The sequence below is a fragment of the Pacificimonas pallii genome (genome assembly GCF_019204005.1).
Taxonomy (GTDB): Bacteria; Pseudomonadota; Alphaproteobacteria; order Sphingomonadales; family Sphingomonadaceae; genus Pacificimonas; species Pacificimonas pallii.
This window is the reverse complement of the sequence record NZ_JAGSPA010000002.1, coordinates 155,491-168,042: the sequence shown is the minus strand read 5'-3', so window position 1 is coordinate 168,042 and position 12,552 is coordinate 155,491. Positions and strand designations below refer to the sequence as shown.

Genomic DNA, 12,552 nt, shown 5'->3' with positions numbered 1-12,552 from the left:
ACGCTGACTTTGCAAGGGGGCGCGGGGTCGCGGCGTTCGCTTCGGCAGGCCCGGGCCATCACGCGGCCTGACGCAGCCGAAGCCCGCGCGGCGTTATCCAGCGTTCGGCAAGGTCGAACAACCACTGCATGATCAAGGCCAATATCGCCGCCGGAATCGCCCCCTCAAGAATCAGCGGCGTCGAGGCGAGCCGGATTCCCGTCAGGATCGGCTGTCCATAACCGCCGGCGCCGATGATCGCGCCCAGCGTCGCCAGCCCCACCGCAATCACCGCGGCGGTCTTCACACCCGCCATGATCGTCGGCGCGGCGAGCGGTAGCTCCACGCGCCGAAGCCGCGCACCGCGCGACAGGCCAAGCGCGTCCGCGCTGTCGAGCAGTCCCGGCGCGATTCCGGACAGCCCTGCATGCGTATTCCTGACAATCGGCAGGAGCGAATATAGGAACAGCGCAAAAACCGTCGGCACTGCGCCGATCCCCATGAACGGGATCAGGACAACGAACAGCGCGAGGCTTGGAATCGTCTGCAGGATTCCCACGCCGCCAAGAATGATGCTGCCAAATCGCGGCAGGCGCGCCGCTGCGATGCCCAGCGGAATGGCCGTGACGAGCGCGGCGGACAGGGCGATGCCGACCAGTACCAGATGTTCTTTCGTACGCTGCCAGATGCGCGCCGTGCGGCTCTTCTGCGCGGCGGCCTCAACGGTTTCGCCCAGCACCTCCGACACGATTTCGGCCGCAAGCACCGCCTCCGCCTCACCGCCAAGCTGCGCACGCATATTCAGCTGCTGCATCGCCGCCTCATCCAGCGACCCTGCCAGCGCTTCCAGAGCTGCCTGCGCCGCTGCGGGCAGGTCGGCCCGGTATATAAAGACAGCGTCATAAGTAGGGAAATGGCCCCGGTCGTCCCGCAGCAGTTTCAGATCATATTGCGCGATCTGCGGGTCCGTCGTGTAGGCATCGATCGCGTCCGTCTGCCCGGACGCCAGCGCGCGATAGGCCAGATCGTGGATCATCCCGCGCGCATCCGTTTGCGGCAGGTCATATGCCGCCTTCAGCGCCTGCCACCCATCCGCCCGGTCCAGAAACTCACTGGCGACACCAAATACCAGGTTCGGGTGATCGCGAAGATCGCTGATGGTTTCCACACCAAGCTCAGCCGCCAGATCAGGCATCAGCGCGATGGCATAATTATTCGAAAAGCCGAGAGACGCGGTCATCTTCAGCCCGCGCGCCGCCAATGCCGCCCTCAAGCCGGCATCCGTCGCGACATCCTCGCCGGCAAGAGTCTCGAACCGCAGCGTGCCGGTATAATCGGCATACACGTCGATTTCGCCCGCTTCGATGGCATTGAAAACAACCCGTGTTCCGCCAAGTTCGCGGGCATGGATGACCGTCTCATCCGTCCGGCTGGCGATGGCCGATCTGGCAATCTCTCCCAGAATAACCGACTCTGTGAACAGCTTCGACGCGACCTTGATTTGCGCCTGAGCAGGGAACGCGAACAAAAGGCACAGCAAAGACAGCGCGAACCGGATGCGGAACGCAGGCTGCAGCCCCGTCACAGCTTGCGCTCCGCATCGATGAATTCGGTCACGAACGGGTCAGCGGGCCGGGCTTCGAAATCGGCATAGCTGCCCTCCTGCACCACGGCGCCGCCGCGCATCAGCACCAGCCTGTCGGAGAAGAACCGCGCTTCGGACAGGCTGTGCGTGACGAGTACCGCCGTCTTCTTAAGTGTGCCGATGATGTTTTTCAGTTCATCGGCCAGCCCGGCCCGGATCACCGGGTCAAGCGCGGATAGCGGTTCGTCCAGCAGCAGCACATCGGGGTCCAGCATCAGCGCGCGGACGATACCGACACGTTGCCGCTGACCGCCCGACAGTTCCGCCGGATAACGATCCAGCTGATCCTGCTGCAAATGTGTCAGCGCCGCCAACTCCTCGACGCGCGCGGCGTTATCCAGTCCCAATTCCCTGCTCATCAGCAGGATATTCTCGCGCGCCGTCAGGTGCGGGAACAGGCCGCCATCCTGAATGACATAGCCGATCCGCCGCCGGACCCGCTGCCAGTCAGTCACAGGGGCACCGCCAAATGCCAGCACGCCCTCGGGCGTCACCAGTCCGGCCATGACGCGCAGCAAAGTCGATTTTCCCGAGCCCGACGGCCCGATCAGGACGAGCGTCTTCCCCGGCTCCACTTCCATCGAGACAGGCCGGAGCGCGATGGTCGTGCCGTAGGACACGCTGATGTTCTGGAGGGAATACATGATCGAGGCGCAGCCTCGCGGGCCGACGCATAATTTGCAACCCACGGGCCTTGTGTTGCCTAACTAACACACCATATTCGGGCCAGGACCAGCAGAGGACAATATCGAATGAACATCGAAGTCTTTTCCGACCGCGCCAAGGGTTTCCTTCAGGCTGCCCAGACCGTCGCCATTCGCCTGAGCCATCAGCGCGTGTCGCCGCTGCACCTGCTGAAGGCGCTGCTGGACGACGAGCAGGGCATGTCCGCCGGATTGATCGCAAAGGCGGGCGGCGACGCCAAGACCGCCGTGCAGCTGACGGATCAGGCGCTCGCGAAGATATCCCAGGTTACCGGGTCCGGCGCGCAGGATGTGTCGTGGGACAATGACACCGTGCGGGTTCTGGGTCAGGCCGAGGAAACGGCGAAAAAGGTGGGCGACAGCTTCGTCACCGTCCAGCAGATGCTGCTCGCCCTGGCACTGTCCGGCGGCGCGGCGGGAACAGCGCTGAAGACCGCGGGCGTGACGCCGCAGGGCCTGAACGAAGCGATTCGCGACCTGACCGGCGGCCGTACCGCCGACACGGCGGGGGCGGAGGCGCAATATGACGCGCTGAAAAAGTTCGCGCAGGATCTTACGGAAAAGGCCAAGACCGGCAAAATCGACCCGATCATCGGCCGTGATGAGGAAATCCGCCGTACCATCCAGGTTCTTGCCCGCCGCACGAAGAACAACCCTGTCCTCATCGGCGATCCCGGCGTCGGCAAGACGGCGATCGCCGAAGGACTTGCGCTGCGCATCGCCAATGGCGACGTGCCCGACGGCATTAAGAACCGTACGCTGATGTCGCTCGACATGGGCGCGCTGATCGCGGGCGCGAAATATCGCGGCGAGTTTGAGGAACGGCTGAAAGGCGTCATCGACGAAGTGAAGGGCTCTGACGGCCAGATCATTCTGTTCATCGACGAGATGCATACGCTGGTCGGTGCCGGAAAATCGGACGGTGCGATGGACGCCTCGAACCTCATCAAGCCGGCGCTCGCCCGCGGCGAACTCCACTGCATCGGTGCGACGACGCTCGACGAATATCGCAAATATATCGAAAAGGACGCCGCGCTGGAACGCCGGTTCCAGCCGGTCGTCATCGACGAGCCCAGCGTGGAGGATACCATCTCCATCCTGCGCGGCATCAAGGACAAATACGAACTGCATCACGGCGTTCGCATCACCGACGGTGCGCTCGTCGCCGCCGCACAGCTTTCGGATCGCTATATTGGCGACCGCTTCCTGCCGGACAAGGCCATCGATCTTATGGACGAGGCCGCGTCCCGCATCCGCATGGAGGTGGAATCGAAGCCGGAGGAAATCGAAAATCTCGACCGCCGCATCATCCAGTTGAAGATCGAGGAATCCGCGCTTGAGAAGGAAAGCGACGACGGCTCGAAATCACGACTGGAATCGCTCCGCAAGGAACTGATCGACCTTGAAGAGCAGTCGGCCGCCCTGACCCAACGCTGGCAGGCCGAACGCGACAAGATCGACGCCGAGCAGATGATCAAGGAACAGCTCGACCAGGCCCGTATCGAACTGGAACAGGCGCAGCGCGAAGGCAATCTGCAACGGGCGGGCGAACTCAGTTACGGCGAAATTCCGAAGCTGGAAAAGCAGCTTGCCGAAGCCGCCGAGGCGTCAGAAGGCGCGATGCTGCGCGAGGAAGTCACCGGTGAAGATATCGCCGGTGTCGTCGCGCGGTGGACCGGCATCCCCGTCGAGCGCATGATGGCGGGCGAGCGTGAAAAGCTGCTCAATATGGAGGCGGAACTCGGGAAACGCGTCATCGGTCAGGAGGACGCCGTGCGTGTCGTCTCGAAAGCCGTCCGCCGCGCCCGTGCGGGACTGAAGGACCCGAATCGTCCCCTCGGCAGTTTCCTGTTCCTCGGCCCTACCGGCGTCGGCAAGACCGAACTGACGAAATCGCTGGCGAATTTCCTGTTCGATGACCCGAACGCCATGGTCCGTATCGACATGTCGGAATATATGGAAAAGCACGCCGTCGCCCGGCTGATCGGCGCGCCTCCCGGCTATGTCGGCTATGACGAAGGCGGCGCGCTGACCGAGGCGGTCCGGCGCAAGCCCTATCAGGTGGTCCTGTTCGATGAAGTCGAAAAGGCGCATGCCGATGTCTTCAACGTGCTTTTGCAGCTACTCGATGATGGGCGACTGTCGGACAGTCATGGCCATGTCGTGGACTTTTCCAACACGATCGTCATCCTGACGTCCAATCTCGGCTCGCAATATCTGGCCGAGCTGCGCGCCGACCAGAAGGTGTCGGAAGTTGAGGATGAAGTCATGGAAGTCGTGCGCGGACATTTCCGTCCGGAATTCCTCAACCGCCTGGACGACATCATCCTGTTCCATAGGCTGGCGGAAGAGCATATGGGCCCCATCGTGGACATCCAGCTTGGCCGGGTCGAGAAACTTCTGGTCGACCGAAAGATCGACCTGGAACTGACGGACGCGGCGCGCTCGTGGATCGGGCGGGTCGGCTATGATCCGGTCTATGGTGCCCGCCCGCTGAAACGGGCGATCCAGCGCTACGTGCAGGATCCGCTTGCCGACCGTATCCTGGCAGGCGAGATCGCGGACGGTGCCACGGTTCACATCGACGAAGGCGATAAGGAACTGACATTTACGATTAGGGAAGACAAACCGGGCTAACGCAGCCCTATGGCGAAACCTTCCGCAAACCGGTACACTTTGCAGAGCAGCTGATGGGAAAAGGGGGCAGATGACCGACCAAGGGTCTAAGCGTCACATGACGCTTGGTCTGTCCCGTTTATCTGCGATGGACCCCGACGGGCCCTTTGGGCCGCGGGCGTTCGCAGAGATGTATTCCCTGCAAAGCGTCAATAACATCGTTATCGTATTGCTGTCGCTTGTGGGTGCGCTGATCATCACCTGGGGGCATATCCCCGGGCGTCTCGAACTGGTCTGGTTCGGTGTCTTCGCGCTGCTTCTCAGTGTACAAATCTTCCGGCGCATAAAAGTGAACAGTAAGCAGCTCACCGAAGCTCGCGCACGCCGCCTTTTGAGAAACACGACATCGAAAACGCTATTGGCGGGAATTATGTGGGGAATCACCGCGCTGGCGGTTCCCTACCTTCCGGGTCCGGGAAAAGTCGCACTGCCCTTGATCGCGCTCAGTCTCGCGGTCGCCTCGACAACGACGCTAAGCGCGGTTCCGAAGGCCGCGATAGCCTTCATCATTCCCGTCGTGCTTTCATATGTCACTGTTTTCGCGGCAATTGGAAACACTGATTATTTTGTTCTTGTCTTTCTTAGTTTCGCCTTTCTCGGTGCGATCCTGGTCGGCATCGGGATCAATGCCGGGGCGCTGAGAGCCAGTCTGCAGGCACGGTCGGAGGCGCAGAAATCCAAAGATGAGCTCGCCAGGTCACAGGCCCTTTGGACGGAATTCTCGCGATCGGCTGAAGCGTTCGCGCTTTACGACGGCAATGGGACCATCCTTTTATGGAACGAGGCCTATCGCCGCCTGCTCGGGGTAAAGGCCCTGCGCGCGGGGGCGAAATGGGTCGACATCGATACGGCAAACCGCGAGGCCCTGCCCGAAGATGCGATCCTCCGTCAGGGCGGTCCCGTCAGCGAAACCTACAGCAGGACCTTTCCCTTGGACGATCGGTGGTTCCGGTCGACAATCGGCCCGGTCGCTACCGATCACGTCGCCATCTATCATGTCGACATTTCCAACCTGAAAACGAATGAAGACCGCCTCCTGACCCTGCAGAAGGATCTTGTCGCCGCCAGGGATCGGGCAGAGGCCGCGAGCGCGGCCAAGACTGATTTCCTCGCCAAGATGAGTCACGAACTGCGAACGCCGCTGAACGCCGTGATCGGCTTTTCCGACCTGATGGTGCAGGACTATGATCGTGACCGTGTCGATCCCAGGCGCCATATGGGTTATGCCCGCATCATTTCCGACAGCGGCCAGCACCTCCTCTCCATCGTTAACGACCTGCTCGATCTTGCCCGGATTGAAACGGGCCAGATCAGCCTGCAGGAAACCGAAGTGGACTTGAGCAAAATGATGCGCAGCGCGCGTCTGCTGATCGAGGGCCGCAGCAGCGATACGCGCATTCGGTTTGCCGAAGAAGGCCTGGACAAGGTCATCGTCGCCTGCGCGGATCGCCGCCTTTTGCGTCAGACCGTCCTGAACCTTATCGAAAACGCCGCGAAGTTCAGCAACGAACATCCGGAAGTCACACTCCGGCTTGAACATCGCGCCGATGGCGGCGCGGATATATCCGTTATCGATAACGGCGTCGGCATTCCCGAGGACATGCTGGAAGCGGTTCAGGAACCCTTCGTGCAGGCGGAAAGCAGCGAGACCCGGCAATATGGCGGCGTGGGCCTTGGCCTGTCGCTCGTTCGGGAATTCGCACAGCTTCACGGGGGCAGTCTGACGCTCACACGTCCCGCTGAGGGCGGCACGATTGCGACAGTGGACCTGCCCGCCTCCAGAATCTTGACGGCGGCCGGCTAATTCGCTTGGCGCCCCGCCATCCCGATATGGCCATTCTGGTGTCTTGTCGGTGCCATGCTGCAAAAAACCAAAAACGCTCAGGAAGCGCGCCATGAAAATGGTCACCCTGCCCGATCGACGCCTAATTGACGGGCGGACGCCTGCGATAGCTGAGCGCTTCGGCGATGTGCACCCGGCCAACCCTGTCGGTACCGGCCAGGTCCGCAATGGTCCGCGCAACTTTCAGAACGCGGTGGTAGGACCGCGCCGTCAGCCGCATGGCCTCTGCCGCCCTTGCCAGCAATTCGCGCCCCGGTTCATCGGGTGTCGCGACCCTCTCCAGCAACTTGCCATCCGCGTCTGAATTTGTCCGTGCCTTCTCGTCCTGATACCGGCTGCGCTGAATGTCCCTTGCCGCCGCAACCCGCGCGGCCACTTCGGCACTCCCTTCGGCAGGCGGCGGCATGGTCAGGTCCGCCGCGGTCACGGCCTCAACCTCGACATGCAGGTCGATGCGGTCGAGCAGCGGCCCGGAAATCTTCGCCTGATAATCGGCTGCGCAGCGCGGCGCGCGGGCACAGGCCAAAGCCGGGTCGCCCAAATGCCCGCAACGACACGGATTTTGCGCCGCGATAAGCTGCACCCTGGCCGGATACGTCACGTGCATGGCTGCCCGCGCAATCGAAACCTCCCCCGTTTCGAGCGGTTGCCGCAGGCTATCCAGCACCCGCCGGTCGAATTCCGGCAGCTCGTCAAGGAAGAGGACGCCGAGATGCGCAAGGCTGACCTCACCCGGACGGGCCTTTTGCCCGCCGCCGACAAGCGCGGGCATGGACGCGCTGTGATGCGGCGCGCGGAACGGACGCTGACGGATCAGACGCCCGGCCTCCAGCGTTCCGGCCACCGAAGCGACCATGGAAACTTCAAGCGCTTCTGCCGGATCGAGCGGCGGCAATATGCCGGGCAAAGTCGCCGCCAGCAGGGATTTCCCAGCGCCCGGAGGGCCGGACATCAGCAAATTGTGACCGCCTGCCGCGGCAATTTCCAACGCCCGCTTCGCCGTTTCCTGGCCTTTCACCGCGTTAAGGTCGGGTGCCGGCGCCACCTCGGCCGGTTCGGCGGGCTGCGGCGCCGTCAGCAATTGCGTGCCCTTGAAGTGATTCAGAAGTTCGAGCAGTCCCGGTGCCGCCAGCACTTCGATCCGTCCGGCCCACGCCGCCTCTCCGCCCTGCGCGGCGGGACAGATCAGACCCAGATCATGGCCCGAGGCGTGGAGCGCTGCCAGCAGCACGCCCGGCACATTTGCGATCCGCCCATCCAGACCCAGTTCACCCACGATCAGATAATCCGCCAGTTGCTCGGCATCGACGATACCCATCGCCGCCAACAGGCCAAGCGCAATGGGAAGGTCGTAATGCGAGCCCTCTTTCGGCAGATCGGCGGGCGACAGATTGACGGTCACGCGCTGGAACGGCATGGCGAGGCCGATACCGGACAGCGCGGCCCGCACCCGCTCCTGAGATTCGGCAACGGCCTTGTCAGCGAGCCCGACGATCGTGAATTTGGTAGCGCCCTTGGCGACCTGCACCTGCACATCGACGCTACGCGCCTCAAGCCCCAGAAATGCCGTCGTCGTGACGTGCGCGACCATTTGCCATGCTCCCCTTTTGTTCCGCCCGCCTACTGGCAGGGCATATGCCGAGTCCATGAAGTTTTAAATGACAGGATTGAAATGCCCGCCCGCATGCCTTCATTGAAGGTCAGAAAATGAAACCACCTCCGCGCCTTTCCGATCTCGTCGACCTCGATCACGTCGAGCTGAAAGTGAACGTGCGCAAGCCGCGCCCGGCATGGCGGCGATGGGCTGAACTGACGGCCGGCATCGTCCTCTGCATCCTCGCCCCGCCCATCGGCGGTCTGGCACCAGGTCCGCTCGGCTTTGCGGGGTTCGCACTCGGCCTGACACTGATCCTCCGCAATTCGCGCTGGGCGAAGAAGCGCTATGTCTGGTTCGTCCGCCGCTGGCCGAAATGGGGCGGCTGGTCCGACTGGCTGCTCAGGCGCGGGCCGCGTCCCTATATGCGCAACGCGAACCGCTAGTCCGCGCCTGCCCCGGTCGCGTCACTGCGGAACCGTTTGATCATGATCGGCAGCAGGGCGAGCGCGGCGAGCCCGATAATCGGCAACAGCACCTTCGGATCGGTCAATATGCCGGACAGGCTCAGCTCGTCACCCCGCGCGATAACGGCGCCCGCGCCCGCGCCGATGCTGGCAAAGACGAATGTGCCGGGAATGATCCCAAGGCCGGTCGCGGCTGCATAAGGCAATGTGCGCATGCCAAACAGTCCCGCCGCGATGTTCACTAGAAAAAACGGAAACGCCGGAACAAGCCGAAGAAACAGCAGATAATTGAAGGCGTTTTTCTCAAACCCGTCACGCAGTTTGGTGACGCGCGGCCCGGCCTTTCGTCGCAGCAGGTCGGCAAGGGCGGTGCGCGCTGCCAGGAAAACGATGATCGCGCCGACCGTCGCGCCGATAACGGTCAGGCTCCCGCCGAGAAGCGTTCCGAACAGCAGGCCTCCCGCGATGGTCAGGGGCGCGGCGCCCGGTACGCTGATCGCGACGACGAGCGTATACAGCACGGCAAAGGCGATCGCCGCCACGACGATGTTATCGGCAACATATGCCGTCAGGGTGCCATATTGCGCGCTCAGATAGTCGAGGCTGAGATACTGGGCACCGCCAAGGCTGAAGAAGGCGGCAAGTCCGATGACCAGGATGGCAAGCGGTCCAAACCGCCTGATCGGCGATATAGCGGGCGCGCTATCGGGCGTCATTGAGGTCCCAGTCATCGTCGGTTTCATCCCATTTCCTGCGACCCGAGACCAGCGCCCGGGTCCTGTCATTAGCGAAAGACAAGGCATCCGCCACCACCTTGTCTCTTCCGCCGACGTCTTCGGCATAGCAGAGGAAGAGGCCCGAGGCGACGAGATCGTCCCCGTTCAGGCGGGAAGCCCGGCCGCGATTGATGAATGGGCGCGCCGCGGCGTCCAGCTGGGCCATCGCGGGATTGACCATGAATGCGGCGAACGCCAGGCTGATCGTTGAACGGTTCATCGTCATTTCATTCGGCGGACATCCGATCAGGGTTACGCGCGGCGATTGCCGTACGGGCCGGGCTTAGATGATTGACTTCTGCCGTCCGGGGAAATATGTGGATCGGCAATAGGCGGTCGCCCCGCGAGGTAATCTCGTCGGCAGGCGACCTTTTCTTTTGTTAAGAACAGGTGATGTCCGATGAAGCGCACGTTTCAGCCCTCCAATCTCGTCCGCAAGCGGCGGCACGGCTTCCGCGCGCGCATGGCGACGAAATCGGGCCGTCAGATCCTGAACGCACGCCGCCGTCAGGGCCGCAAGAAGCTGAGCGCCTGACATCAGTCAATCGGCCTGGGGTCGCAAGGCTGCAAAAGCGCCGCGATTTCCTTGCCGCAAACCGGGGCATGCGCGCCGCAACGGACGCTTTCGTGCTTCTCTTGCACCCCCGCGCAGATGGGAACGACATGGTTCGCGTCGGCTTTACGGTTACCAGGAAGATCGGCAACGCCGTTACGCGCAACCGGCTGAAGCGCCGTTTGCGCGCGGCGGCACGCGACGCTCTTCCCGCCGCCGCACCGCCCGGCCATGACGTCGTTCTCATTGGCCGCTCCGGCGGCCTCCGGGTCGACTATGCGAAGCTCGTCAGTGACCTTTCGCGTGCGTTTCCGCGGGCGATTGCGAAGCGAGACCGGGTCTAGTTCATGCGCCGCCTGCCCCTCCTTCTGGTACGCGGCTGGCAGCGCTTTGGCTCCCCCCTCCTGCCGCCCACATGCCGTTTCCAGCCGACCTGCTCGGCATATGCCATAGAGGCGCTGACCAGATACGGTACGATAAAGGGCGGCTGGCTCGCACTTCGGCGCATTGGGCGCTGTCATCCGCTAGGCGGTTCGGGCTATGACCCCGTACCTCGTGACAAACACATGCCGCACGGCAAAACAGGGACAATCCACCGGTGACCTCCGAAAATCGTAACCTGCTGCTCGCCATGCTGCTGAGCATCGCCATCCTGTTCGGCTGGAGCGCCATTTCGGACCGCTTCTTCCCGACGGCCAATGAACCGTCGACGGAGATCGTCGATGGCGAACAGGTTATTCTCGATAACACCGACGCCGGCCCGGTCGGCATGGCGCCGGCCGCAAAGCGCGACCGCGCGGAAATATTGTCGGAGGGCGACCGCGTCAGGATCGCGACCCCGTCCCTTATCGGCAGCGTAAATCTGACCGGTGCGCGCATCGACGACCTGCTCTTGGAACGTCACCACCAGACGATCGCGGGCAAGGACGACATTCGCCTTTTCTCGCCGTCGGGCGCCGATGAATCCTATTTCGCCGAATTCGGCTGGACCGGACAGGGCGACCTGCCGAATGCCGACACCGTCTGGACGGCCGATCGCACGGAACTGACACCCGATACGCCCGTGACTCTTGCCTGGACGAACGGTGCGGGCGCGCGCTTCCTGATCGAGCTGTCGGTTGACGAGGATTACCTGTTCACCGTGCGCCAGCGTATCGAAAATCGCGGTTCGGAGGCCGTGGTTGCCCGCCCCTACGCACTCATCGCCCGTGACGGCACCGGTCCCGATGAGAGCACGTTCAACGCGCATGTCGGCCCGCTGGGTGTCTTCAATGGCGAGTTCAGCGATGTCGAATATGAGGACATCGTCGATGAGGGCGGCCGCGTCGACAATGCGAGCGTTGGCGGCTGGCTGGGGTTCACCGACAAATACTGGCTCGCTTCGGTGATCGCGGATGACAAAGCCGCAGTCCGCACCAATTTCCGCGCAAGCGGCGAACGCTATCAGGCGACGATGCAGGGTGACCCGCTGGCGATTGGCCCGCGCAGCGCCGGGAACAGCAGCTTCCGTCTTTTCGCAGGCGCAAAGGAAGTCGATGTTCTGGAACGCTATCAGGACGTCGTCGGCATCACGCTATTTGAACGCTCGATCGACTGGGGCTGGTTCCGCATCATCGTCCGACCCATCCATGCCCTGCTGTCCTGGCTGTTCGAGATTGTCGGAAATTTTGGCTGGGCAATCATCTGCCTCGTTCTCATCATCCGCATCGTGCTCTTCCCGATCGCGAACAAGCAGTATGAATCCATGGCGAAACTGCGCCGGGTGCAGCCAAAAATGAAGGCGCTTCAGGAACGCTACAAGGACGACAAACAGAAGCTCCAGCAGGAAATGATGAAACTGTACAAGGAAGAGAAAGCAAACCCGCTTGGCGGCTGCCTGCCGATCTTCCTGCAGATCCCGATTTTCTACGCACTTTACAAGACGCTGCTCCTCTCCATTAATGTACGCCATGAACCCTTCGCGCTGTGGATCAAGGATCTGTCCGCGCCCGACCCGCTGACGCCGGTGAACCTGTTTGGCCTGCTGCCGTTCGACCCGCCGGGCTTCATTGCCATTGGCGTTCTGCCGATCCTGCTGGGCATCACGATGTTCATTCAGTTCAAGCTGAATCCCGCTCCCATGGACGAGATGCAGAAGAAGGTCTTCTCGATCCTCCCCTGGGTGTTCATGGTCATCATGGCACCGTTCGCCGCCGGTCTGCAGCTCTACTGGATGGTCAACAATATCGTTTCGATTGGCCAGCAATGGCTGCTGATCAAGAAATATCCCGCCGACCCCGTGCCCGAGCCGATCAAGGACAAGAAGTGACGATCAT

Annotated in this window: 12 protein-coding genes; 7 read left to right on the top strand and 5 right to left on the bottom strand. The window is 62.3% G+C overall.

What is annotated here, in order from left to right; genetic code table 11:
• Positions 1–58 precede the first annotated feature (58 nt).
• A complete protein-coding gene (locus tag KCG44_RS05915) occupies positions 59–1,564 on the bottom strand; it encodes a glycine betaine ABC transporter substrate-binding protein (RefSeq protein WP_369411937.1) in 1,506 nt (501 codons plus the stop codon).
• Positions 1,561–2,268 (bottom strand): ATP-binding cassette domain-containing protein, encoded by a 708-nt coding sequence (locus tag KCG44_RS05910; protein WP_218444910.1) that lies wholly within the window; start codon positions 2,266–2,268, stop codon positions 1,561–1,563. The genes KCG44_RS05915 and KCG44_RS05910 overlap by 4 nt, the downstream gene beginning before the upstream one ends.
• Positions 2,269–2,376: 108 nt before the next feature.
• Between KCG44_RS05910 and clpB the strand changes: the two genes are divergently transcribed.
• Both clpB and KCG44_RS05900 read left to right on the top strand, forming a co-directional pair.
• Complete coding sequence (gene clpB / locus KCG44_RS05905) at positions 2,377–4,965, top strand: ATP-dependent chaperone ClpB (protein WP_218444908.1); 2,589 nt, start codon at positions 2,377–2,379, stop codon at positions 4,963–4,965.
• Positions 4,966–5,035: 70 nt separating this feature from the next.
• Entirely contained in the window at positions 5,036–6,808 is a 1,773-nt protein-coding gene (locus tag KCG44_RS05900; protein WP_218444907.1) for a sensor histidine kinase, read from the top strand.
• A gap of 121 nt (positions 6,809–6,929) precedes the next feature.
• On the opposite strand, the gene KCG44_RS05895 is transcribed toward KCG44_RS05900, so the two are convergent.
• The gene (locus KCG44_RS05895) at positions 6,930–8,438 is read right to left on the bottom strand and encodes a YifB family Mg chelatase-like AAA ATPase (protein WP_218444905.1); all 1,509 of its coding nucleotides are present in this window, start codon (positions 8,436–8,438) and stop codon (positions 6,930–6,932) included.
• Between the two features lie 116 nt (positions 8,439–8,554).
• On the opposite strand from KCG44_RS05895, the gene KCG44_RS05890 reads away from it, so the two are divergent.
• Complete coding sequence (locus tag KCG44_RS05890) at positions 8,555–8,887, top strand: hypothetical protein (protein ID WP_255536376.1); 333 nt, start codon at positions 8,555–8,557, stop codon at positions 8,885–8,887.
• Here the strand turns inward: KCG44_RS05890 and KCG44_RS05885 are convergent.
• Positions 8,884–9,639, bottom strand: a complete 756-nt coding sequence (locus KCG44_RS05885) for a TVP38/TMEM64 family protein (RefSeq protein ID WP_218444903.1) — start codon at positions 9,637–9,639, stop codon at positions 8,884–8,886. The genes KCG44_RS05890 and KCG44_RS05885 overlap by 4 nt on opposite strands.
• The gene (locus tag KCG44_RS05880) at positions 9,611–9,904 is read right to left on the bottom strand and encodes a hypothetical protein (RefSeq protein WP_218444901.1); all 294 of its coding nucleotides are present in this window, start codon (positions 9,902–9,904) and stop codon (positions 9,611–9,613) included. The genes KCG44_RS05885 and KCG44_RS05880 overlap by 29 nt, the downstream gene beginning before the upstream one ends.
• A 180-nt stretch (positions 9,905–10,084) precedes the next feature.
• Here KCG44_RS05880 and rpmH point away from each other — a divergent pair, with 180 nt between their 5' ends.
• Genes rpmH through yidC form a run of 4 tightly spaced genes read left to right on the top strand, consistent with a single transcriptional unit; the run spans position 10,085 to position 12,545 of the window.
• The gene (gene rpmH / locus KCG44_RS05875; RefSeq protein ID WP_218445634.1) at positions 10,085–10,219 is read left to right on the top strand and encodes a 50S ribosomal protein L34; all 135 of its coding nucleotides are present in this window, start codon (positions 10,085–10,087) and stop codon (positions 10,217–10,219) included.
• Positions 10,159–10,581 carry a ribonuclease P protein component gene (gene rnpA, locus KCG44_RS05870; protein ID WP_369411954.1) on the top strand — a complete coding sequence of 141 codons (423 nt, stop codon included), beginning with the start codon at positions 10,159–10,161 and terminating at the stop codon, positions 10,579–10,581. Before rpmH ends, rnpA begins: the two co-directional genes overlap by 61 nt.
• Before the next feature lie 3 nt (positions 10,582–10,584).
• Entirely contained in the window at positions 10,585–10,839 is a 255-nt protein-coding gene (gene yidD / locus KCG44_RS05865; RefSeq protein WP_218444898.1) for a membrane protein insertion efficiency factor YidD, read from the top strand.
• Positions 10,836–12,545, top strand: coding sequence for a membrane protein insertase YidC (gene yidC / locus KCG44_RS05860; protein WP_218444897.1), 1,710 nt, complete (start codon positions 10,836–10,838; stop codon positions 12,543–12,545). Before yidD ends, yidC begins: the two co-directional genes overlap by 4 nt.
• The last annotated feature ends 7 nt before the right edge of the window (positions 12,546–12,552 follow it).

Excerpts from the sequence above, each read along its gene's own strand:
- clpB (WP_218444908.1), top strand. The coding sequence starts at position 2,377 with ATGAACATCGAAGTCTTTTCCGACCGCGCCAAGGGTTTCCTTCAGGCT.
- KCG44_RS05890 (WP_255536376.1), top strand. The coding sequence starts at position 8,555 with ATGAAACCACCTCCGCGCCTTTCCGATCTCGTCGACCTCGATCACGTC.
- rpmH (WP_218445634.1), top strand. The coding sequence starts at position 10,085 with ATGAAGCGCACGTTTCAGCCCTCCAATCTCGTCCGCAAGCGGCGGCAC.
- KCG44_RS05910 (WP_218444910.1), bottom strand. The coding sequence starts at position 2,268 with ATGTATTCCCTCCAGAACATCAGCGTGTCCTACGGCACGACCATCGCG.
- KCG44_RS05895 (WP_218444905.1), bottom strand. The coding sequence starts at position 8,438 with ATGGTCGCGCACGTCACGACGACGGCATTTCTGGGGCTTGAGGCGCGT.
- KCG44_RS05900 (WP_218444907.1), top strand. The coding sequence starts at position 5,036 with ATGACCGACCAAGGGTCTAAGCGTCACATGACGCTTGGTCTGTCCCGT.
- KCG44_RS05880 (WP_218444901.1), bottom strand. The coding sequence starts at position 9,904 with ATGAACCGTTCAACGATCAGCCTGGCGTTCGCCGCATTCATGGTCAAT.
- yidD (WP_218444898.1), top strand. The coding sequence starts at position 10,585 with ATGCGCCGCCTGCCCCTCCTTCTGGTACGCGGCTGGCAGCGCTTTGGC.
- KCG44_RS05885 (WP_218444903.1), bottom strand. The coding sequence starts at position 9,639 with ATGACTGGGACCTCAATGACGCCCGATAGCGCGCCCGCTATATCGCCG.